Annotated in this window: 12 protein-coding genes; 2 read left to right on the top strand and 10 right to left on the bottom strand. The window is 68.7% G+C overall.

Annotated elements, in window-relative coordinates:
* Positions 1 to 60: 60 nt before the first annotated feature.
* Positions 61 to 678: a LuxR C-terminal-related transcriptional regulator gene (locus ACTHQV_RS00770; RefSeq protein ID WP_440487884.1), complete on the top strand. Its 618-nt coding sequence runs from the start codon at positions 61 to 63 to the stop codon at positions 676 to 678.
* A 1144-nt stretch (positions 679 to 1822) separates the two neighbouring features.
* Here ACTHQV_RS00770 and ACTHQV_RS00765 read toward each other — a convergent pair.
* From ACTHQV_RS00765 to ACTHQV_RS00730, 8 genes are all read right to left on the bottom strand, one after another.
* Positions 1823 to 5071 carry a PAS-domain containing protein gene (locus tag ACTHQV_RS00765; protein ID WP_440487883.1) on the bottom strand — a complete coding sequence of 1083 codons (3249 nt, stop codon included), beginning with the start codon at positions 5069 to 5071 and terminating at the stop codon, positions 1823 to 1825.
* A gap of 44 nt (positions 5072 to 5115) precedes the next feature.
* Entirely contained in the window at positions 5116 to 8334 is a 3219-nt protein-coding gene (locus ACTHQV_RS00760) for an error-prone DNA polymerase (RefSeq protein ID WP_440487882.1), read from the bottom strand.
* Between the two features lie 263 nt (positions 8335 to 8597).
* A complete protein-coding gene (locus ACTHQV_RS00755; RefSeq protein ID WP_440487881.1) occupies positions 8598 to 10142 on the bottom strand; it encodes a Y-family DNA polymerase in 1545 nt (514 codons plus the stop codon).
* Positions 10039 to 10818, bottom strand: a complete 780-nt coding sequence (locus ACTHQV_RS00750; RefSeq protein WP_440487880.1) for an ImuA family protein — start codon at positions 10816 to 10818, stop codon at positions 10039 to 10041. The genes ACTHQV_RS00755 and ACTHQV_RS00750 overlap by 104 nt, the downstream gene beginning before the upstream one ends.
* Positions 10819 to 11014: 196 nt before the next feature.
* Positions 11015 to 11899, bottom strand: a complete 885-nt coding sequence (locus ACTHQV_RS00745; protein ID WP_440488298.1) for a transglutaminase family protein — start codon at positions 11897 to 11899, stop codon at positions 11015 to 11017.
* Positions 11899 to 14382, bottom strand: coding sequence for a circularly permuted type 2 ATP-grasp protein (locus ACTHQV_RS00740; RefSeq protein WP_440487879.1), 2484 nt, complete (start codon positions 14380 to 14382; stop codon positions 11899 to 11901). Before ACTHQV_RS00740 ends, ACTHQV_RS00745 begins: the two co-directional genes overlap by 1 nt.
* A 156-nt stretch (positions 14383 to 14538) precedes the next feature.
* Positions 14539 to 15996, bottom strand: a complete 1458-nt coding sequence (locus ACTHQV_RS00735; protein ID WP_440487877.1) for a methyl-accepting chemotaxis protein — start codon at positions 15994 to 15996, stop codon at positions 14539 to 14541.
* Between the two features lie 113 nt (positions 15997 to 16109).
* Positions 16110 to 17066, bottom strand: coding sequence for an L-threonylcarbamoyladenylate synthase (locus ACTHQV_RS00730; protein ID WP_440487876.1), 957 nt, complete (start codon positions 17064 to 17066; stop codon positions 16110 to 16112).
* Between the two features lie 46 nt (positions 17067 to 17112).
* Here ACTHQV_RS00730 and ACTHQV_RS00725 point away from each other — a divergent pair, with 46 nt between their 5' ends.
* A complete protein-coding gene (locus ACTHQV_RS00725) occupies positions 17113 to 18834 on the top strand; it encodes an acyl-CoA dehydrogenase (protein WP_440487875.1) in 1722 nt (573 codons plus the stop codon).
* Here ACTHQV_RS00725 and ACTHQV_RS00720 read toward each other — a convergent pair.
* Positions 18831 to 19829 carry a DUF2332 domain-containing protein gene (locus ACTHQV_RS00720; protein ID WP_440487874.1) on the bottom strand — a complete coding sequence of 333 codons (999 nt, stop codon included), beginning with the start codon at positions 19827 to 19829 and terminating at the stop codon, positions 18831 to 18833. The genes ACTHQV_RS00725 and ACTHQV_RS00720 overlap by 4 nt on opposite strands.
* Before the next feature lie 4 nt (positions 19830 to 19833).
* A complete protein-coding gene (locus ACTHQV_RS00715) occupies positions 19834 to 21639 on the bottom strand; it encodes a methyl-accepting chemotaxis protein (protein WP_440487873.1) in 1806 nt (601 codons plus the stop codon).
* Positions 21640 to 21672 lie beyond the last annotated feature (33 nt).

Here is a 21672-nt window from a genome sequence, read left to right as displayed (position 1 = left end):
GCGCGGCGTTCGCAGAAACCTCGACCAAGTCCGGCGCGACGTCGAAAAGGCCCCCCGCCCATGACCACCATCCTCGTCGCCGACGACCACCCCCTGTTCCGCCAGGCGCTGACCCTCGCCGTCACCCAGGTCCGCCCCGACGCCCACATCATCGAAGCCGGCTCGCTCGACCGCGCCGTCCAGGCCGTCCGCGACGCGGACAGCCTGACGCTGATCCTGCTCGACCTGAACATGCCCGGCGCCATCGGCTATAGCGGCGTGGCGCTACTCCATGCCGAGGCGCCCGACGTCCCCATCCTCGTCATCTCCGGCGCAGACCGTGCCGCTGCCTATGCTCAGGTCGCCCGTTTCGGCGCGGTCGGCTTCGTCGGCAAGGACGCCCCGCTCGACCATATCGAATCCGCCATCGCCGCCGCCCTCGCCGGCGACCGCATGACCCCTGACACCGCGCCCGAGGACGACATCGCCGCCCGCGTCGCCACCCTCACCCCCACGCAACTGCGCGTCCTGCTCGGCGTCCTCGCCGGCCGTCTCAACAAACAGATCGCCCACGACCTCGGCATCGCCGAAGCCACGGTAAAGGTCCACATGACCGCCGTCCTGCGCAAGCTCGACGTCGGCAACCGCACGCAGGCGGCAGTGGCGGCCCGCGCGCTGGGACTGGAGGTGTCGGGGTAGCGGCGAGGACTCGGTTATGAAAACCGGTTGCGCTAGGAGAAGATAGGGTATTGGGGATGGCTGATATTCGCTCGCCGCTGTAAGTCGACTTGATGAATCAGCGGGCTCTATCCTTTCTGAAAGTGCCCGTTGGGCAAACTGCGCCCGGTCGCCGGTATGTATATGGCGAGGTATCGCTGGGCGAACTCAAGGAGCCGTTCTGGTCTGGGACTACCGTCTGGCTTCCAGAAGAATATGAACGTCACTGGATGGCTGCCGCGAGACGGTGCCTAGCTACACGGGTTCCGGTACTATTCTACACGGACGTAGGGGTCAGAGCGTCATTGGCGTATCACGTCGTACCGACCGCGACCGGCTTGCTTGTTTTCGAGCAGATATTTCAAGATGCGTACCAACCAGTGACCCGCGAAGGTGCAGCCCGCGTAATACTCCGCAAACGAGATCGCGTGTCCTGTTGGAACGCTCCTGTTGCCTCTCTGCATTCGCTTGCAATTGGCCGGTAAATGTCCGCTAGGGGCGGAAGCAGTCATGCGTGCACTGTTGATTGAGAACGTCTTGCGACAGGCGCCGGCAGTTCGCCGATCATGATGCGTCTTGTTCCCTAAGACCCGATCCGGGATGCGTTGACCGACATCGACAGGCAACCATCGCCAAACGGCAAAGGCTAGGATCGACCGGACATTCAGCGACTCTAACATCTTAAGCATTCCCGCGCAGGCGAGTATCCATAGCCGCTACCGTTTCCGACGGATCAGCGACCTCCGCATACGGCCTACCGCCTGCGCGGGAGTGACGATAGGGCGTCCGTCGATCAAAGCCTCGTGCGGCGGACCGAATGTCGATCGGCTCGGGGTCAGAGCGACTATGATTTCGTCCGCCGACAATAGATTGCCCGATGACGATGGACGCCGACGGCTCGTCCAACCCCGAACCCGCGCAACGCTTTCCTACAGCCGGATCGCCTGCCAATCTTTGCGGACGTTCTTTCCCATCGTCGACGCCCAACCCGCGACCGAACCGGCACCGCTCGAAGCAAAAGTGTCAACTTCCGCGTGATCGCTCACGCTCAACCCATTGCAAAAAAACAACCTTACTGCTCGCGAAACCTTTACATACTGTCACCTTTGTCAAATTCCGCACCCTGCTAACCCGCCAGCCAGGCATCGAAAACCTCCCCCGACAACGGCTTCAACAACACCGTCACCCCCGAAGTTTGCGCCGCTTCCGCCAGCGCCCACCCGGCATCCGCCGTCACCAGCGCCGCCCGCAGCCCCGGCGCCTTCGCCCGCAACATCCCGATCAACGCAAACCCATCGACCGCTCCGCCCAGATCATGGTCGACGAACGCCACCGCCACCCCCTCGACCTGCGCCAGCGCCTCTTCGACCGTCGCTGCGACCCGCACGCCATGCTCCCGGCTCGCCGCCAGCGCCGCCATGCCGCGCCGCACCCCGGCATCGTCATCAACGATCAGGCAGTCGACCGGCCGCACCGCCCGCGCCACCGCCCGCACCGGCAGGGCGGCCACCGCCCCCTCCGCGATCGGCAACATCACCGCGAACCGGCTGCCCCGCCCGACCCGGCCGTCGAGCGTCACCTCCGCCCCCAGCAGCGCCGCCGTCCGCGCGACGATCGCCAGGCCCAGCCCCAGCCCAGCATCCTCGGCATTGGCCAGCCGCTCGAACTCGCGGAACACCCGCGCGCGGTCGGTCTCGGCGATGCCCGGCCCGCTATCGACCACCTCGATCCGCACCATGCCGCCCCGCCGCCGCACCCCGATCACCACCCCGCCCCGCGCCGTATAGCGCACCGCATTGCCCAGCAGATTCTGCACGATCGATCGCAGCAGCACCCGGTCGGTCTCGACTACCGCATCGCCGGTGCCCAGCTGCATCGTCAGCCCCTTGGCCCGCGCCTGATCGGCAAAGCTGTCGACCAGCTCGGCCAGCAACCCGCGCACCGCAAAGCGCGTCGACATCGGTACGATCCCCCCGGCATCGAGCTTGGATATGTCGAGCAGCGCGCGCAGCAACTGGTCCGCCGCCGCGATCGACTGGTCGATCCGCTCGACCAGCGGCTTCGCGCGATCGTCCGCCCCCCGCGCCAGCGCGGCGGTGAACAGCCGCGCGGCATGCAGCGGCTGCAACAGGTCGTGGCTTGCGGCAGCGAGAAACCGGGTCTTGTCAGCGGTCGCCCGCGCCAGCGCGGCATTGGCATCCGACAGCGCCCGCGTTCGCGCCTCGACCCGTACCTCCAGTTCGGCCCGCGCCGTCTCGACCGCGCGTAGCGCCTGCGCCTCGGCGGTAATGTCCGAAAAACACATGACATAGCCGCCACCCGGCATCGGCCCGCCAACGGTCTTGAGCACCCGCCCGTCGTTCCGGACCCGCTCGAAACTGTGCCGCGTGCCGCGCCGCATATGTGCCAGCCGCCGCGCGACATGGTCGTCGACCTCGCCGGGTCCGCAATCGCCGCGCAGGGCATTGAACGCGATCGCATCGGCAACAGGCGCGCCGACCCGGATCATGCCGGCCGGAAAGCCGAACAGGTCGAGATAGCGCTGATTCCACGCGACCAGGTTCAGCTCGGCATCGACCACGCTGACCCCCGGATCGATATGTTCGAGCGTCGCGGCGAGCAGCCCTTTCGAGAATTGCAGGCTCTGCCCGCTCGCATCCAGCATGCGCGCGACGTCTTCGGCGCCCAGCGCCTCACCCGACAGGGCGGAGGCGACCAGCCGCCGTGCCGACGATACGCCCACCACCTGCGCCACCAGCCGTTCGGCCCGCCGCGCCGCACGGGCATCGACATGCGTCCCCTCGCCAAGTCCCGCGACCGCCCGCTCCTCGCCGACGAAGCGCGCGACCAGTCGGGTCAGCTCGCCCAGATCGCGCACCGGCGGCACCCGCTCGTCGCGCGCGAAGGGCAGGCGCGGCGCGCGCGATGCGGCGACGATCGCATGGACGATCAGGTTCGCGGCCAGCGTCGCCACCGCCGCCGCCGACAGCGCGCCCAGTCCCGGCACCCCCGACACCGGCAACGGCGCGCCGGTCAGCGTCGGCACGAACAGCAGGACCGTCCACCCGATCAGCCCGGTGGTCAGCCCCGCCTTCGCCGCCAGCGGATCGCGCCCGCCGCGTCCGATCGCCAGCAACAGCGCCGGCGCGAACTGCGCCATTGCCGCGAACGCGACCAGCCCGATCGCCGCCAGCCCCCGGGTCGTCGGGATCAGCAGCGCACACGCCGTCGCCACGCCGATGATCCCGGCGATCACCCCGCGCCGGACCCAGAGCAGCGTGCGCCCGACATGTTCGGCGGCGGCGAGGCGCTGACTGCGTAGCAGCAGCGGCGCGATCAGGTCGTTCGACACCATCGTCGCCAACGCCACCGTCTCGACCACGACCATCGCCGTCGCCGCTGAAAAGCCGCCAAGAAAGCCGAGCAGCGCCACCGCCGGCGCACCCGCCGCGATCGGCATGGCGATGACCAGCAGGTCGGGCCGCGCCATCCCGCCCTGCACCAGCGCGGCCCAGGTGATCGGCAGCACCAGCAACGCGGTCAGCGTCAGATAGGCGACGAACGGCCATCGCGCCCGCCACGGATCGCCCGGCTCGGTCGCGGCGACCACTGTCACCTGAAACTGGCGCGGCAGGCACAGCATCGCCGCGGCGGCCAGCAGCGTCGTGACGACGAAATCGCCCAGGTCCGGTGCGCGCGCGAACCCTGCCGACAGCCGCGCCAGCCCCGCACTGCGCGCACCCGGGGCCGCCTGCGCCACCAGCAGCGCCGCGAACAACGCCACCCCGGCAAACGCCGCCAGCTTGACCACCGATTCGATCGCGACCGCCGCCAGCAGCCCGGATTCGGCGCGCGGCTCGGCATCGCCGCGCGGTCCGAAGGCGATGGCGAACCCCGCCAGCACCAGCGCAGTGACGACGACCGGCCGGGTGACATCGGCCATGCCCGCCAGCGCAGCATAGCTGGTCGCGACCGACCGCAATTGCAGCGCGACATAGGGGACGGTGCCGATCAGCGCGATCAGCGTGACCAGCGCCGCCACCCCCCGGCTACGCGAGAAGCGCGATCCGATGAAGTCGGCGATCGACGTCGCGCCATCGGCCTGCACCGCGCCGACCAGCCGCACCAGCAACCGCCCGCCCAGCACGAAGATCAGGATCGGCCCCAGATAGATCGGCAGATATGCCCAGCCATCGGCGACCGCGCTGCCGACCGCGCCGTTGAACGTCCAGCTGCTGCAATAGACCGCCAGCCCCAGCGTATAGACGATCCGCCGGTCGCGCGGCGTCAGCCCGCGCCGACGCGCGCCCCATGCCACCGCGAACAGCAAGGCGGCATAGCCGATCGCGACCGCGAACAGCAGCAATCCGTTCATGCGACCCTCCCGCCCGACGTACTAGGCGTGCGGGGCACCCGCTGTCAGTGGAAATCGCGCGACTTCGGCACCAGTCGCACGTCGCGCGGGTGGCGCGAGGCGACCGGGCGGACCGCTTCGTCGCCGCGTGACGACGGCACCGGCGGCGGTGCTTCGCCCAGCATGTCGAGCAGGTCGCTGCGATCCCATACCCGCGCACCCATCAGGTGGACGATGCCTTCGCGGCTGCACTGCACCTCGCCCTCGACCATCATCAACCGCGCGCCCATCACCTCGCGCCGATACGCCTCGAACAGCCGCGCCCACAGCACGACATTGGTGATGCCGCCCTCGTCCTCCAGCGTGACGAAGATCGCATTGCCCTTGCCCGGCCGCTGCCGCACGAGGACCAGACCCGCCACGGTGACCCGTGCCCCCGCCTTCGCCCTCATTATCCCGGCGCAACTGGTCACGCCCATCCGGTCGAGCCTGTCGCGCAGGAACTGCATCGGATGGCCTTGCAGCGACAGGCGCAGCGTCTGGTAATCGGTCACGACATGCTCGACCGCGGGCATTGCGGGCAGCGCCATGTCGGGCTCCGCGCCCAGTTCGGCGGCGCGGGCATGGGCGAACAGCGGCAGTTCGGCATCGGGCGTGCGTCGCACATCCCACAACGCCTCGCGCCGGTCGAAGCCGATCGACCGGAACGCATCGGCATCGGCCAGCAACCGCAGCGCCCGTTGCGGCAGTCGCGCCCGCCGCGCCAGTTCCTCGACGCTGGCAAAGGGGCGCGCCGCGGCGATCGTCTCCGCCCAGCCCTCGCGAAACCCGTCCATCTGCCGAAACCCCAGCCGCAGCGCGAGTTGCTCCCCCTCCAGCTTGTTATCCCAGTCGCTGACATTCACATCGATGCCGCGCACCTCGACCGCATGGTCGCGCGCGTCACGGACGATCTGCGCCGGCGCGTAGAAACCCATCGGCTGCGAATTGAGCAGCGCGCAGGCGAACACCGCCGGGTGGTGGCATTTGATCCATGACGATACATAGACCAGCCGCGCGAACGACAGCGCATGGCTTTCGGGAAAGCCATAGCTGCCAAACCCCTCGATCTGACGGAAACAACGCTCGGCAAAGTCCGGCTCATAGCCACGCCGGGTCATGCCCTCGATCAGCTTTTCGCGCAGCTTCTGGATCGTACCGGGATTGCGGAACGTCGCCATCGCCCGGCGCAGTTCGTTCGCCTCGCCCGGACTAAAATCGGCGGCGACGATCGCCAGCTTCATCACCTGTTCCTGGAACAGGGGCACGCCATAGGTCTTGTCAAGCAGCGTCTTGAGTTCGTTGGGATCGTGCGGCGGTTTGGGCGAGGGATAGGTCACCACCTCCTTGCTGGCCCGCCGCCGCAGATAGGGATGCACCATGTCCCCCTCGATCGGCCCCGGCCGCACGATCGCCACCTGTACCGACAGGTCGTAGAGCGAGGTGGGTTTCAGCCGCGGTAGCATGTTCATTTGCGCCCGGCTCTCGACCTGGAACACGCCAATGCTGTCGCCCTTGTGCAGCATGTCGTACACGCGCTTGTCGTTCGCTTCGAGATCGACGGTCAGGTCGTGATCGCCCAGGTCGTGCAACCGCAGCAGGTCGAACGCCTTGCGGATGCAGGTCAGCATGCCCAGCGCCAGCACATCGACCTTCATCAGCCCCAGCGCGTCGATATCGTCCTTGTCCCATTCGATGAAGGTCCTGCCTTCCATCGCGCCGTTATGGATCGGGACCATCTCGTCCAACCGCCCCTGCGTCAGCACGAACCCGCCGACATGCTGCGACAAATGCCGGGGAAATTTCAAGATCTGGTCGACCAGATCGCGCAGCTGCGCGATCTCCGGATTGTCGATGTCGAACCCTGCGCTGGTATAGCGCCGCGCCTCCATCTCCCCCGCGAAACTGCCCCACACCGTGCTGCCCAACCGCTGCGTCACGTCGCGGGTCAGGCCCAGCACCTTGCCGACCTCACCCACCGCGCTGCGTGGCCGATAGTGGATCACGGTCGCGGCAATGCCCGCCCGCTCGCGGCCATAGCGGGCGTAGATATACTGGATCACCTCCTCGCGGCGTTCATGTTCGAAATCGACGTCGATATCGGGCGGTTCTCCCCGCTGTTCGGACACGAAGCGCGAGAAGAGCAGGTCGTGCTCGCTCGGATCGACCGAGGTTACGCCCAGCAGAAAGCACACGATCGAATTGGCCGCCGACCCGCGCCCCTGGCACAATATCGGCGGATCGCACGACCGCGCGAACCGGACCAGGTCGTGGACGGTCAGGAAGTAGTGCGCATATTCCTGGCTGCGGATCAGCGCGAACTCTTCGTCCAGCCGCCGCTGCACCTCGACCGGCAGATCGGGACCATAACGTTCATGCGCGGCGGTCATCGCCAGATGTTCGAGCCAATCCTGCGCCTCCCAGCCCGGCGGCACCGGCTCATGCGGATATTCGTACTTCAAATCGGTCAGGCGAAAGCTGATCCGCTGGAGGATTGTGACGCTTTCCTCGACCGCCTCGGGACAATCGCGGAACAGCCGCGCCATCTCTTCCGGGGCCTTGAGGTGCCGTTCGGCATTGGCGGCCAACCGCTTGCCGGCGGCGGCAATCGTCGTGCCTTCGCGGATACAGGTCAGCACATCGTGCAACGGCCGCTGCTCGTGCGTCGCATACAGCGCATCGTTGGTCGCCAGCAAAGGCACGCCGACGCTCCGCGCCAACGCGATCCGGCCGGCAAGCCGCCGCCGGTCGCGCCCGCCGCGCGGCATCGTCGCCGCCAGCCATACTCGTCCCGGACAGGCATCGCGAAGTCGCGCCAGCAGCGCCGCATCGGGGGCGGTGACGATCAGCAGCAACCCCTCCTGCCATCTTAGCAGATCGGTTAGATCGAGATGACAGTCGCCCTTCTTCGCCTTGAGATTGCCGCCGCTCAACAACCGCGTCAGCCGCCCCCATGCCGCCCGGTCGACCGGATAGGCGACGATGTCCGGCGTCCCGTCGACAAACACCAGCCGCGCACCGACGACGAGGGTGAAATCGTTCGGTGGCAGTCCCTCCTCGACCAGTCCCGCATCCGCCTTTTTCAACGCCAGAAACGCCTGCACCACCCCTGCCACGGTATTGCGGTCGGCGATGCCGATCCCGGTCATCTCCAGTTCGTTGGCGCGCGCGACCATGTCGGACGGCGCCGACGCCCCACGCAGGAACGAAAAATGCGTCGCGGCGATCAGTTCGGCAAAAGCCATCTCACGGGGCCAACGCAGCCACGAACGTCATTCCGGCGAAGGCTGGAATCTCGCGCGACAAGGGCGCTACGCCAGCCACGGCGAAACCCCCGCCTTCGCGGTGCCTGCGCTGCCCCCCAAAACCTGCCGTACCCCCGCGCAGGCGGGGGTCCAGGGCGACACACGCAGACCGCTGCTCTGCCAGGCTCTGGCCCCCGCCTGCGCGGGGGTACGCCACGGCGTTCGCGGAGATACCACCTCCGCCAACACGACGACCCTGCCCCTCACGCAAACACCCCATGCACATACCAGAGCGGGTCGGGCGTCTCGCGATCGTACAGCCCATGCCGGAAAATCCAGTAGCGCCGCCCGCGCACATCCTCGACCCGATAGTAATCACGCGTCCGCACCTTGGGCTGCCCGCGCCGCCACCACTCGGCCGCGATCCGCTCCGGCCCCTCGAACCGGATCACGTCGTGCAGCACCCGCCGCCAGCGAAAGCGGTGCGGCGGGCCGTCGGGCACCTCGGCCATCACCTCGATCCGCTGCGGCGGGTCGAACAGGTGGATCGGGCGCAGCGGCGGTTCGCCGGTCTCGGGCGCGTCCCACGTCGTCGGGGTCGGCGTATCGATCGCGGGCATGGTCAGCACGCCCTGTTCGGGCAGATGACTGTCCCCCGGGGCCGCGCGACAGATGCGTCCACGACCAAGCCGGGTCGTCAGCCGGTCGACCAAAGCCGCCATCGCCTCCTCGCTGACCGCGCCGCCTTCCAGCTGCAATTGCGTCGGCGCCAAGGGTTCGAGCGCGGGCACGCTCATCCGTATCATGTCGAAGCCGAAGCCCGGATCGATCGGATCGGCCAGCGCATCGATCCGTTCGCGGAACAGCCGCAGGATCGACGGCGGATCGCGCAGCGGCAGTCCGCTTTCGACCGCCAGATCGCGGAGCGCACCATCGGCGCGGTACAGCCGCACCGCGAAGCGTCGCCCGCCGCGATCGCGCGCGGTCAGTTCGGCCTCCGCCTCCGCCGCCAGTTCGCCGATCGTCGCCAGCACATCGGCCTCGCGCACGATCGGTTCGGCGAAACGCCGTTCGAAGAACAGGGCCGGCAAGGCTCGCCGTGGCCGCAACCGCTGATCGGCATCGCCCAGCAACCGCGCCAATGCCGCCACCGTCTCCTCGCCGAAACGCGCCGCGATCGGCGCGGTCGGACGGCTTGCCAAGTCGCCGATGGTGCGCAGGCCCGCCCGGCGCAACGCCACCGCAATCTCGTCGTCGAGCCGCAGCGCCGCGACCCCCAGCCGCCGAATCGCCGCCGCCTCGCTCGCCGCCGGCGCACTCTGGAACCGGGCCAGCGCCTGTGCCGCATCGGGGGTGTCGGCCAGTGCATGGCGCATCGTCCCGAACCGGGCGAGCCGCGCCTCGACTTCGGCGACCAGCGCCCCCTCCCCGCCGAACAGGTGCGCACAGCCGGTAATGTCGAGCGTCACGCCGTCGCCGCCGTCCAGCGCCACCAGCGGCGTGAACCGGTCGCACGCATCGGCGATCCGTTCCAGCCAGCCATGATCGGCGAACGGATCGGCATCGACCACCGCCAGTTCGGGCAGCTGCGCGCGCGCATCGGCCAGCGCCATGCCGGGGGACAGCCCCTTGTCCAGTGCCTGGGGATCGACCGATGCGATGCGCAATGCGCCGCGCACCGTCTCGACACATACGAACGGCGCGTCATCCGGCACGGCGCAGGGGGATTGGCGCAGCAGCCGGTCGGTGGGCAGGAACGGCCACCACAGCGCCAGATGGCGTCGGGCTGGTGAAGACGGCTTGCTCACGGTTCCACTCCACTTGCCAGCGGCCATCGGCACCCCGGCCGCGCTGACGCAATAATTCGAGGTCGAAGGTCGGATGGCCCGGCGCATTGGCGGGCAAGGGTTGCGACGCGCAGGACCGCACCGCCCAGCGCGTGTCGGCAGCGCTCGCCACCGGGGTCGCGGCGATGCGCAGCAACAATGCCGCCACCCCACTTTCCTCCGCCGCAAGTGCCAGGCGGCGGCTGGCGGTCAGGTCGAGCACCTTCGGATCGCGGTGCAGTTCGATCACCGCCACCCCGACTCCGGCACAGCGCACCACATCGGCGGCGGCACGCAGCACCGACAGCGCATCGGGCAGCAACCCCAGCAGCAGCCGCGCCGGATCGAGTCCGATCTCGACCAGTCCCGGCGCATGCAGGTGCCCACCGCCGCGCACCGCCGCCTCCTCGCGCAGCCACACGATGCCGCCGCCCAGTCGAATCGACAGCATCCCCGCAAAACCGGTCGCGCTGCCGGCGTCGCCCGCTTCAGCCGCGAAAATCTCGTGCAGCCGCCCGCGCGCAATGCCGCCGCCCAGCGCAGCATCGATATCGCCATGCCCGGTCGCGACCCGCACCACCTTGCCTATCGGCACACGCCGCTCCATGGCGGCGACTTGCCGCTTCAACGCGGACAGGGTGGACGACTCTACGTTCATGATTTGTTCTTTATCCTCCAACCGTTGTGGATTCGTCAATCCGGGTTGGGAGGGGTTCGCCATGGGGACGAAGAAGTAAGCTTGTTTTCACGCGAAGGCGCGGAGACGCGAAGGGGTTCTGCTTGGCGCAACGTTTCCCGCGCCTTCGCGCCTTCGCGCCTTCGCGTGAAACCACCTTCTTCCTGGCGTGAACGGACTACCCGACCGGCAACGGCTCCACGTCGACCGACACCTGCATCGTCTGCGCGCCCGACCCCAGCACCACGCCGTCGATCGGCGCGATGTCGGCATAGTCGCGGCCGATCGCCATCACGACATGATCCTCCGCCATCCAGATGCCGTTGGTCGGATCGACCCCGACCCAGCCGAGCACCGGCCCGGCCCAGACCAGCACCCAGGCATGGGTCGCATCGGCGCCGACCAGCCGCTCCTGCCCCGGCGGCGGCAGCGTGCGCAGATAGCCCGAGCAATAGGCGGCGGGCAGCCCCGCCCCGCGCAGGCCCGACAGCATGATCTGCGCGAAATCCTGACACACCCCGCCACGCTTGGCGAAAGCTTCGGCGGGCGGCGTGTCGACCAGCGTCGCGGTCGGATCGAAGGCGAAGTCGCGCTGGATCCGTCGGGCAAGCGCGATCGCCGCGTCGAGGATACCGCGATCGTCCGCCAGATCCTCGGCACACCATGCGGCGATCTCGGGCACGATGGGCACATGGGCGGACGGGAAGAGGTAGCTGACCGGACTGGCAGGTCCGGCATCCTGCACCTGCGCTACCATCGCCCGGATATCGGCCAGCGTCGGGTCGTTTGGCGATGCGAACGGGATCGGCCGCTCGACGCGCACCGTCGCGCGACTCTCGATCGTCAGCGTCTTTTCAGGCCGATCAACTACCAACCGCGTGACATTGGCCAACCCCGCCTGCGCCCGCGCCGGCGCGGTTCGCCCGCCCGGTTCAACCAGCAGTGCATAGTCCTCCAGTTCCTGTCCCGACCACAGGATCGGGCACAGCCGCAAATTGCAGCGCGCGAACCCCGCCGCTTCCTCATAATCGAAGCGGGTGATGTGGCGGATGGCATAGCGCATCATGCGAGGGTCAACCCGGCTTCGCGGAGCGCCTGCGCCCCTTGCAGGAAATAGCGAGTGGCGATGGCATCGGACAGCTTCTGCAACTGCTGATTGATCTCGAGCAGCCAGCCGCGGTCCAGCCGCTCGGCTGACCCCATCGCGATCCCCGCCGTCAGCCGCGCGGCGATGCGTTGCTGCGGTTCGGCGATCCCGGCGTCGTTCAACACCGGCAACTTGCACAGATGTTGAACGATCGTTTCCACCTGGAACGCGATGCCGCGCGGATTGCCGGGGTCGAGCGCGATCAGGTCGATCACCGGTACGCGGGCAAAGCCGATCAGGTAGCGCTGGCGATAGCTGATCTGGCTGTCGGCAAGGTCGAGCAATGTCGACAGGTCCTCGGCACTCGCCCGGCGCAGATCGACCGCCAGCAACGTGCGCGTCGCCGCCATCGCCCGTTCGATCCGCCGGCCGAGATCGTGGAACCGCCACGCATCGGTCCGCCCCATATGTTCGGCCGACAGCCCGGCAAGTGCCGCGTAGCGGCGCTGCAATGTCCCCGCCCGGTCGAGCAGCGTGCCGCCGGTCGGATGCGGCGCGTCGAGCAGCCGCACCATATCCGCCGACAACCGGTCGCGCGACACGCCGCCGATGCCGGTCGCCATGCGGTTGATCGCACGGACGCTGCCCCACCCCTCGACCGCCTCCATCGCCTCGCGCCCGAAATCGACCAGATCGCGGCGGCGGTGGCTGGGCGGGGGAGCGGCGGCACCGGTGTCGGCGATGATCGTCACCAGCCGCTCGACGGTTTCGGGGGCCAGCGCCGCGCCGGTATCGGCCGAGATCGAATGGCCGAACAGCACACGGATGACGCCCAGCAGCGCCTCTCCCCGTTCGAGATAGCGGCCGAGCCAGAACATGTTGTCGGCGACCCGGCTGGGCAACGTCCCCGGATTGCGGCGCAGTTCGACGCTGTCGGTGGGCTGGAGCAGCGATATCGGCGCGACCGGATCGGGGCCATGGACGATGACGTCGGCCGACCACGACCCCTCGCCCATCACCGCCGCGCGCGCATCGGGCTGGTCGCCGATGCGGACGAACCCGCCGGGCAGCACCACCCAGCGCCCATCGGCCCCGCGCGCCGTAAAGACCCGCAGCGAGAAGGGGCGCGGCTGCAATCCTTCACCGCAGACGGTCGGCATGGTCGACAATTCGGCGACCTCCTGCCCGACATAATCCTGCGGGCGCAATGCCATCGCCGCCGCCAGCCGCGCGCGCGCGTGCGCATCGAGCGTCGCGCCGAGCACCGGTCCGGCCAGTTCGGGCGTCGTGCCGGCAAAGGCGGGGCCGACAACCAGCTGGTCGAGCGATGCCAGCACATGGTCGCGGTCCTGCCCCCGACCGCACCACCACGTCCCGATCGACGACAGCGCCGGCGCCCGTCCCAGCAGCTTTTCGCCCAGCGCCGGCAGGAACGCGGCAAAGGCCGGCGATTCGAGCACACCCACCCCCGGCGCATTGGCGATCACGACATTGCCCGCCGCCATCGCATCGACCAGCCCCGGCACACCGATTGTCGAATTGGCATCGAACGCGAGCGGATCAATCAGCCGCGGATCGATCCGCCGCCACAGCGCGTCGATCCGCTTCAACCCGGCGATGGTGCGGACATAGAGATGGTCGTCGCGCACCGCGAGATCGGCACCCTCGACCAGCAGGAAGCCGAGATACCGCGCCAGATGCGCCTGTTCGGCATAGCTGGGGTTCAGCTTGCCCGACGTCAGCAACCCGATGCGCGGCTCCGCCCGGCGACAGGCGGCGGCGATCCCGGCGCGCATTGCGGCGAAGAAGGGCGCGTGGCGTTCGATGTTAAGCCGGGAGGGCAATCCACCGAGCGTCCGCCCCATCGCCAGCCGGTTTTCGAGCGCATAGCCCGCCCCCACCGGCACGCGGACATGATCGGCCAGCACCCGCCAGCGCCCGTCGGGTCCCCGGCAAAGATCGGCAGCGATGAAGTGGAGTTGATGTCCGCCCGGCGGCACGACGCCGACCATTGGCCGCAGGAACAGTGGCGACCCGGTAACCATCATCGCCGGCAACGTGCCGTCCGCCACCAGTTGCTGGTCGCCATGGATGTCGGCGATGATCGCTTCGAACAGATCGGCGCGCTCCGCCATCCCCTCGGCGATTGCGCGCCATTCGTCGGCACCGATCAGCAGCGGGACCGGCGACAAGGGCCAGCGGCGTTCCTCGCTCTCGCCCGCCGCGCGGTAGGCGGTGCCGATATCGTCGGCATGACGCTGTGCCCGTTCGCGCGCGGCGGCCAGCGTGTTGCCGGGCAGCCCGGCCAGTTCCTCGAACGCGACCTCCCATGCCGCGCGGTCGCGATCGGTGGCGGCGGACAGCATGTCGCCCTGTGGAGCGCGGGTCCGATACTCCGCCAGCCAGCGCGCGCCCGCTGCGCCAGCATCATACCGTCCGTTGATCGCGCGGCTGGCCATAGTGCTTCCCAAATCCCCGAGCGTTCCCAAGCACGCGCACCGCGCGGGCGCAACCGCTTTGCGAGAGTGGGTACGGATCGGGAGACGTTGCCCGCCCTCTCTCCCGGTCATGGTTCATACCCTTGCGCCGGGGCTCGAACCTTGACCGGATGAGGATCAGGCGGCAGCCAGCCGCTGCTGCATCCGATGGACCTCGTTACCGCTCTCCCCCGCCCCGGCGAGCTTGAAGCGCGCCACCTCGGTCGCCAGCACCTCGGCCTCCTGCGCCAGCACGCGGGCGGCGGCGGTGGCTTCCTCGACCATCGCGGCGTTGCGTTGCGTCACATTGTCCATTTCGGCGACGGCGGTGTTGACCTGCTGCAACCCCGTCGATTGCTGCGCCGCCGAGGTGGCGATGCCCGAGACGAGGTCGCTGATCTCGCCGATCCGGCCGATGATCCGTTGCAGCGCCTGCCCCGTCGCATTGACCAGATCGACGCCGACATCGACCTGTTCGGACGAGGCGAGGATGCGGGTCTTCACGTCCTTGGCGGCATCGGCCGAACGCTGCGCCAGCGCGCGAACTTCGGAAGCGACGACGGCAAAGCCCTTGCCCGCCTCACCGGCACGCGCCGCCTCGACACCCGCGTTCAGTGCCAGAAGGTTCGTCTGGAACGAGATGCCGTCGATGACACTGATGATCTCGCTGATCTCCGCCGACGATCGCTGGATGCCACCCATCGCGTCGACCGCGCGGCGGACGATCTTACCCGATTCCTCCGCTTCGCTGCGCGCCTCACCGACGATGCGGTCGGCGCGCGACGCCCCTTCGGCGGTCTGGCGGACGGTGCCGACGATCTGGTCCATCGCCGCCGCGGTTTCTTCGAGGCTCGCCGCTTGTTGCTCGGTGCGCTGCGACAAGTCGTCCGACGCATGGCGGATATTGCCCGATCCGATGCGGATCTGCTCGCCCGAGCGGGTGACCGCGCCCAGCGTCTCGCACATCTGCTGGCGCATCGCTTCGAAACTGTCGGCCAACGCCTGATATTCGCGCGGCAGGCCCTGCAACGACACGGTCAGGTCGCCCTGCGCCATTCGTTCGAACGCCACCCCGCAGCGTTCGATGACCGCGCGCCGCCCGGCCTGTTCGGCCTCGAAGTAAGCGGCAAGCGCAATGTCCATGTCGATCAGCGACGCCTTGACCAGCGCGGTCACCGCCCGCGCACGGGCCCGCGCCCCGAACGGCCAGCCGATCCGCCCCAGCACCAGCCGCGGCAGGACATGCTCCAGCATCCGCGCATAGCCGCTGATATACCAGGTCGGGGCCAGCCCGATACGGGCATGGACCTGTCCGATATTCGATGCCGCGGCAGCATAGTCGCGATTGATCGGCCCCGAAAACAGCTTGCGCCAATGTTCGAGCTGCTTGTCGCGGGCATGGTCCATCCGCGCCTGCGACTGGAACATCGCGCTGATCGATGGCGTCGCCGCGATATGCCGGTAGAGCGCGGTCAGCGCGGCGGGCGCATGGCGCTCGATCGCGCGCTTGACGCGCGGAAAGGCGCTGTAGCTCCGTTCGTCATAGGCGAAGGCGGCCAGTCTCTTGTCGAAGTCGATTTCGTCGGTTGCGCTCACTATCGGTACCCTCCCGTACCAAGCGAAGCTACCGCGCGAAGGTTAATGTTGCGTAGCTTGAAATCCACGCAAGTCGGGTAAGTCCGCGTAACTTGGCGGCTTCTTGGCCTCCGTCACGCCGGCGTCGCCGCCCGGCGCAGCCGGTCGTTGATCGCGGCGCCCAGTCCGGCATCGGGGATCGGCGCGACGGCGATGCGTCCCGCAGCCGACGCATCGGCGACGTGCAGCGCATCGAACAGCCGCGCCGCCGCCTCGACCGGATCGCCGCTCATCGACAGCGTATCGTCACCTGCGACCGGTCCGAACCCGATCCACCATTCGTCGTCGCGGCGGTCGATCGCGTCCAGCCGGACCGGCTTCGACGGGGCATAATGGCTGGCGAGTTGCCCCGGTGCCTCGATCCCCGCGCCCGCTCCGCCGACCGCGATGTCCAGCAGATCGGCGACCGCCGATCGCGTCACCGGGCCGGGACGCAATTCGCGGACCTGCCCGTCGATACAGGCGATGATCGTCGATTCGATGCCGCGCGTCGTCGGCCCGGCATCGATGACCAACGGGATGCGGCCATCGAGGCTGCGCAAGACATGCCCGGCGCGGGTCGGGCTGATCGATCCGCTGGCATTGGCCGAGGGCGCGGCGAGCGGCCGTCCGGTCCTTTCCAGCAACGCCTGCATCGCCGCATGCGCCGGCACCCGGATCGCGACCGTCGGCAACCCCGCGGTCACCAGCGCGGCGATCCCCACCCCTTCCCGCATCGGCAGTACGAGCGTCAGCGGCCCCGGCCAGAATGCGTCGGCCAGCCGCAACGCATGATCGTCGAACATTGCCAGCGCCTGTGCCGCCGCAAGGGTCGGGACGTGGACGATCAGCGGGTTGAACCCCGGCCGCCCCTTCGCCGCATAGATGCCGGCGACCGCTTGCGAATCACCGGCGTCGGCGGCGAGGCCATAGACCGTCTCCGTCGGCACCGCGACGCAGCCGCCGTCCGCGATCACCGCTGCCGCCGCGTCGATCGCCGCCATGCCGTACGGTAAGGTGACGGTGGCGATGCGGGGGTTTGGAGCGGTCATGATTTGGGCGCTATACCGGCAAAAACACGAGATCGAGAGAGGGCAAATGGAGCTGACCCCCGCCACCGCCGAACAGCGTTTCGCACTGACCCATGCCGCTGGGATCGAGGCGCTGGCGGCCGATCCGCGCTTCACCGATGCGACGCCCGACATGCTCGACGCGATCCTGACCGGGATCGGCGAATTCGCCGCCGGGGAATGGCGGCCGCTCGACCGGATCGGCGACACGGTCGGCGCGCGCTGGACCCCCGGCGGCGTGGTGATGCCCGATGGCTATCGCGCCGCCTATCAGGCCTATGTCGCGGGCGGATGGGGGACGATGGGGTCGCCCGCCGAGTTCGGGGGACAGGCGATGCCGTTCGCGGTCGCGACCGCGGTGCTGGAAACGCTGGGCACCGCCAATCTGGGCTTTGCGCTTGCACCCACGCTGACGGTCGGCGCGATCGAGGCGCTGACCCATCATGGCAGCGCCGAACAGCAGGCACGTTATTTGCCGAAGCTGGCGACCGGCGAATGGACCGGCACGATGAACCTGACCGAGCCGCAGGCCGGGTCGGACGTCGGCGCGCTGACGACGCGGGCCGAACCGGTCGGCGACGGCAACTGGCGGATTCGCGGCACGAAAATCTACATCTCGTTCGGCGACCACGACATGGCCGACAATATCGTCCACCTCGTCCTAGCCCGCACCCCCGGCGCGCCGGCGGGGACCAAGGGGATTTCGCTGTTCCTCGTGCCCAAATACCGGCTCGACGCCGATGGCAATCCGGGCGAGCCGAACGACATCCGCGTGGTGTCGATCGAACACAAGATGGGGCTGCACGCCTCGCCCACCTGCGTGCTGTCGTTCGGCGATCATGGCGACTGCATCGGTGAACTGATCGGCGCGGAGGGCGCGGGGATGCGCGCGATGTTCACGATGATGAACAATGCGCGCCTCAATGTCGGCTTGCAGGGGGTGCAGGTGGCAGAAGCGGCGACGCAGCGTGCCGTCGCCTATGCCCGCGAACGCGTGCAGTCGCCGCGCGCCTCGGCGGGCGGTGCGCCGGTCGCGATCATCGAACATCCCGATGTGCGCCGGATGCTGCTGCGCATGACCGCGCAGACCATGGCCGGGCGGGCATTGGTCTATTACGCGGCGGGGCAGGTCGATCGTGCGACGTTGGGGATCGAGGGCGCGAAGGCGCGGCTCGATCTGGTGACGCCGCTCGCCAAGGCGCATGGCACCGATATCGGCTGCGAGGTCGCGAGCATCGGCGTGCAGGTCCATGGCGGCATGGGTTATGTCGAGGAAACCGGCGCGGCGCAGCATTATCGCGACGTGCGAATCACGCCGATCTACGAAGGCACCAACGGCATCCAGGCCGCCGATCTGGTCGGGCGCAAGCTGTCGGGCGATGGCGGGGCGGCGATCGACGCGCTGTTCGCTGAGATGCGCGGCGAAATCGAACATGCCGCGCTCGGCGATCTGCTGGGCGACACGCAGGCGGTAGCGCGCTGGATGCTGGAGGCGAGCGTCGACGACCGGCTGGCGGGCAGCTATCCGTTCCTGACGATGCTCTCGACCTGCGTATGCGGCTGGCTGCTGGAACGGCAGGGGCGCGCGCTGGCCGGAGTCGACGATGCCGACTTCGTGGCGCGCAAGCGGGCGGCGGTTGCCTTTTACCTCGACCGGATCGTACCCGAGGCGCGGGGTCTCGGCATGGCGGCGATGGCGGGGGCGGCCGGGCTGTACGGCCTCAGCGCGGAGCAGTTCGCCGCCGGCTAACCGTGCCAGTCGATCCAGTGGCCATAGGCGTGGCACGTCGCCAGATGCCGGACCGCGCCATCGGGATAGGTGGTGAGCGTCAGGTGCACCGCATCGCGCGCCTCGGTCCATTCGAAGCCGATGCGTGCCAGCGGATAGTCGACCGCCGCCATCGCTTCGCTCACCGCTGCACGCGTCGCCGGGCTGCAGTATTGCAGAGCCATGGTGTGGATCACCACCCGGCAGATACCCTTCGCGGGTGACTGCGCCAGTTCGGCGGGTAGCCAGCGGGCGATGTCGTCGCACGCGATCTGCGGCGGCAGGTCGCCGGCGATCGCCAGCGCGTGGCGCAGCCGCTCAGCGCGTTCGGGTTCGTCGGCCCAGACATAGGCCATCAGCCGTTCGCGCGCCTTCGGGTCGGCAGCGGCCAGCGGACGCAGGTCGACGCCGCGCGTCGCGACGATCTCGACCGGGCGCGCGATCGGGGCGGACCCGCGCCATTCGGGTGCGATCCGCACCGGTGAATCGCTGCGTCCGGCACGCACCCCGCCCAGATCATAGGCATAGTGCGCAAGGTTCAGGTTGAGCCCGGCACTGGCCCCCAGTTCGAGCAGTTCGACCGGCAGGTCGTGGACCCCGCGCAGCGTCATCAGTGCCGCCATGATCGCGCCCGCGCGCCCGACCTCGTTGGTCTGGGGCGGCAATTGCATCCAGTCGGCGATGAAGCCGTCCGCCGCCGCCATGGCATTGCCGATCACCGCGTCGAAATCGCCGGTCCGCGTCGCATACAGTGCGGCAAGCGCCGGATCGTCACCGCGCCGCGCCAGTGCGTGCAGCGCGCCGTTGAACCGCATCGCCAGCGCATCGGCCGCGGCATCGCCCGGCCAATCGGCGATCAGCGTGGCGGTACGCGGCGCGCGGGCAAGCTGACGCTCCCCCGCCCCCAATACCGCCGCGACGAACGCCGAGCCCAGGTCGCGAACGACCAGCGCATACTGCCCCAATGGACCCGGCATGTTCTTAGAACGCGTCCCAGTCGTCACTCGCATTGACGGCGCGGCGCGCGGCGGGTTCGGGCGGCGCGACCCAGCGGCGCTGCTGCTTGCGCGGCGTGAACTTGGCGACGTTCGATGCCGCGCCGCCGTCGATCGCAAAGGTTGCGACCGATCCGGCCAGCACCTCCGCCTCCGATACCAGCTGGCGCGCGGCGGCGGAGGTCTGTTCGACCATCGCCGCATTCTGCTGCGTCATTGCGTCCATCTCGGCGATGGCGACGTTGATCTGGCCAAGGCTGGTCGCCTGATGATCCGACTGGCGCGCGATCGCGTCGATCGAACCGCCGACCGATGCCACCCGTTCGATAATTCGGGCTAGCGCCTGCCCGGTCTGTCCGACCAGTTCCACGCCGGCCTGGACATGGGTCGATGCCGACTGGACCTTGTTCTTCACCTCGGTCGCGGCATCGGCCGAACGCTGCGCCAGTGCGCGGACTTCGGATGCGACCACCGCAAAGCCCTTGCCCGCCTCGCCCGCGCGCGCCGCCTCGACCCCGGCGTTCAGCGCCAGCAAATTGGTCTGGAAGGCGATGCCGTCGATCAGGCTGATGATCTCGGCGATCTCGTTGCTGGCGCGTTCGATGCCGTGCATCGCCTCGATCGCCTGCCGCACGATCGCGTCGCCGCGTTCCGCCTCGGTCCGGGTATCGGCCATCGCGCTGCTGGCGCCGGTCGCCGCCCCCGCCCCGTCGCGGATCGATCGAGTCACCTCGTCCAGCGCCGACGACGATTGCTGCAACGCCGCCGCCTCGCGCTCGGTCCGTTCGGCCAGATCCATCGCCGCTTGCGAAATCTCGTCCGAGTTCAGCTTGATCGAATCGACGCTGCCGCGCACCTCGCCCAGCACCCGGCTGAGGCTGGAGGTGGCGTTGTTGAAGTCGTCCGACAGCGTGCGGAACGCCTCGGGCACATCGGCGACCCGTGCGGTCAGATCGGCCTGCGACAGGCTCCGCAAGCCCCCGCCGATCGCGGTCATCGCCGCCAGCCGGTCGCGATCGTCGGCCACCTTCGCCGCCGCCGTGTCGCGGAACACCAGCACCGCGCGCGCCATGTCGCCCAGTTCGTCGCCGCGTCCCGCCGCGTCGACCGCGATATCGTGCCGCCCGGCCGCCAAATCGGCCATCGCCTGCGTCAGCGCGGTGATCGGCCGGGCGATCTGGCGGCTGAGCATGACCGACAGCGCGATGGCGATTCCGATCAGCGCGACGCCACCGATCGCCAGTGCGATCAGCGCAGTGGTGATCGCGCTCGCCTGCGCCGCCGAATTCGCCTCCATCTCCTCGGTCTCGGTCGCGCGCAGCGCGCGCAGCGGCAGCGCGACCTTGCTGACCAGTACCTTCTGCCCGGCGCCGCGCACTTCCTCCTGCGCGCCGTCGCGGTCGCCCGCCTTCACCTTCGCGATCAGCCGGTCGCCCCAGTTCCGCCGCCATGCCAGCGTCTCACGGCGCGCCTCCCCCAGCTGTTCCTTCTCGGACTGGACGGTCAGCATCCCCGCCAGCACGGCTGCGGTCTCGTCGAACTCCTGCCGCCCTTCGTCATAGGATTTCAAATAGGTCGGATCGCCAGTGACCAGGAACCCGCGAAACTGGCTGTTCTGCCGCAGGATCGACGTTTCGAGGGTCAGCGCCTTCGCAAAGACGTCGCGGCTGTGATTGTTCCGTTCGGTCGACCGCGCGATCATCATGATGCTGGTGAAGAACACCAGCATGACCACCGCTGCCGACGCGATAACGGCAAGGAACGAAAGCCCCAGCTTACGAGGAATCTTCATGGGTTCAGTTCGTCCGTAACAGGCGTGAAGGGC

The organism is Sphingomonas sp. SAFR-052 (genome assembly GCF_051965015.1).
In the GTDB taxonomy this organism is placed as follows: Bacteria; Pseudomonadota; Alphaproteobacteria; order Sphingomonadales; family Sphingomonadaceae; genus Sphingomonas.
The sequence above is the reverse complement of the archived record's forward strand: the minus strand, read 5'-3'. Positions and strand labels throughout refer to the sequence as shown.

Coding starts and splice junctions, on each gene's coding strand:
- ACTHQV_RS00770 (WP_440487884.1), top strand. CDS start 61: ATGACCACCATCCTCGTCGCCGACGACCACCCCCTGTTCCGCCAGGCG.
- ACTHQV_RS00765 (WP_440487883.1), bottom strand. CDS start 5,071: ATGAACGGATTGCTGCTGTTCGCGGTCGCGATCGGCTATGCCGCCTTG.
- ACTHQV_RS00760 (WP_440487882.1), bottom strand. CDS start 8,334: ATGGCTTTTGCCGAACTGATCGCCGCGACGCATTTTTCGTTCCTGCGT.
- ACTHQV_RS00750 (WP_440487880.1), bottom strand. CDS start 10,818: ATGAACGTAGAGTCGTCCACCCTGTCCGCGTTGAAGCGGCAAGTCGCC.
- ACTHQV_RS00745 (WP_440488298.1), bottom strand. CDS start 11,899: ATGCGCTATGCCATCCGCCACATCACCCGCTTCGATTATGAGGAAGCG.
- ACTHQV_RS00740 (WP_440487879.1), bottom strand. CDS start 14,382: ATGGCCAGCCGCGCGATCAACGGACGGTATGATGCTGGCGCAGCGGGC.
- ACTHQV_RS00730 (WP_440487876.1), bottom strand. CDS start 17,066: ATGACCGCTCCAAACCCCCGCATCGCCACCGTCACCTTACCGTACGGC.
- ACTHQV_RS00725 (WP_440487875.1), top strand. CDS start 17,113: ATGGAGCTGACCCCCGCCACCGCCGAACAGCGTTTCGCACTGACCCAT.
- ACTHQV_RS00720 (WP_440487874.1), bottom strand. CDS start 19,829: ATGCCGGGTCCATTGGGGCAGTATGCGCTGGTCGTTCGCGACCTGGGC.
- ACTHQV_RS00715 (WP_440487873.1), bottom strand. CDS start 21,639: ATGAAGATTCCTCGTAAGCTGGGGCTTTCGTTCCTTGCCGTTATCGCG.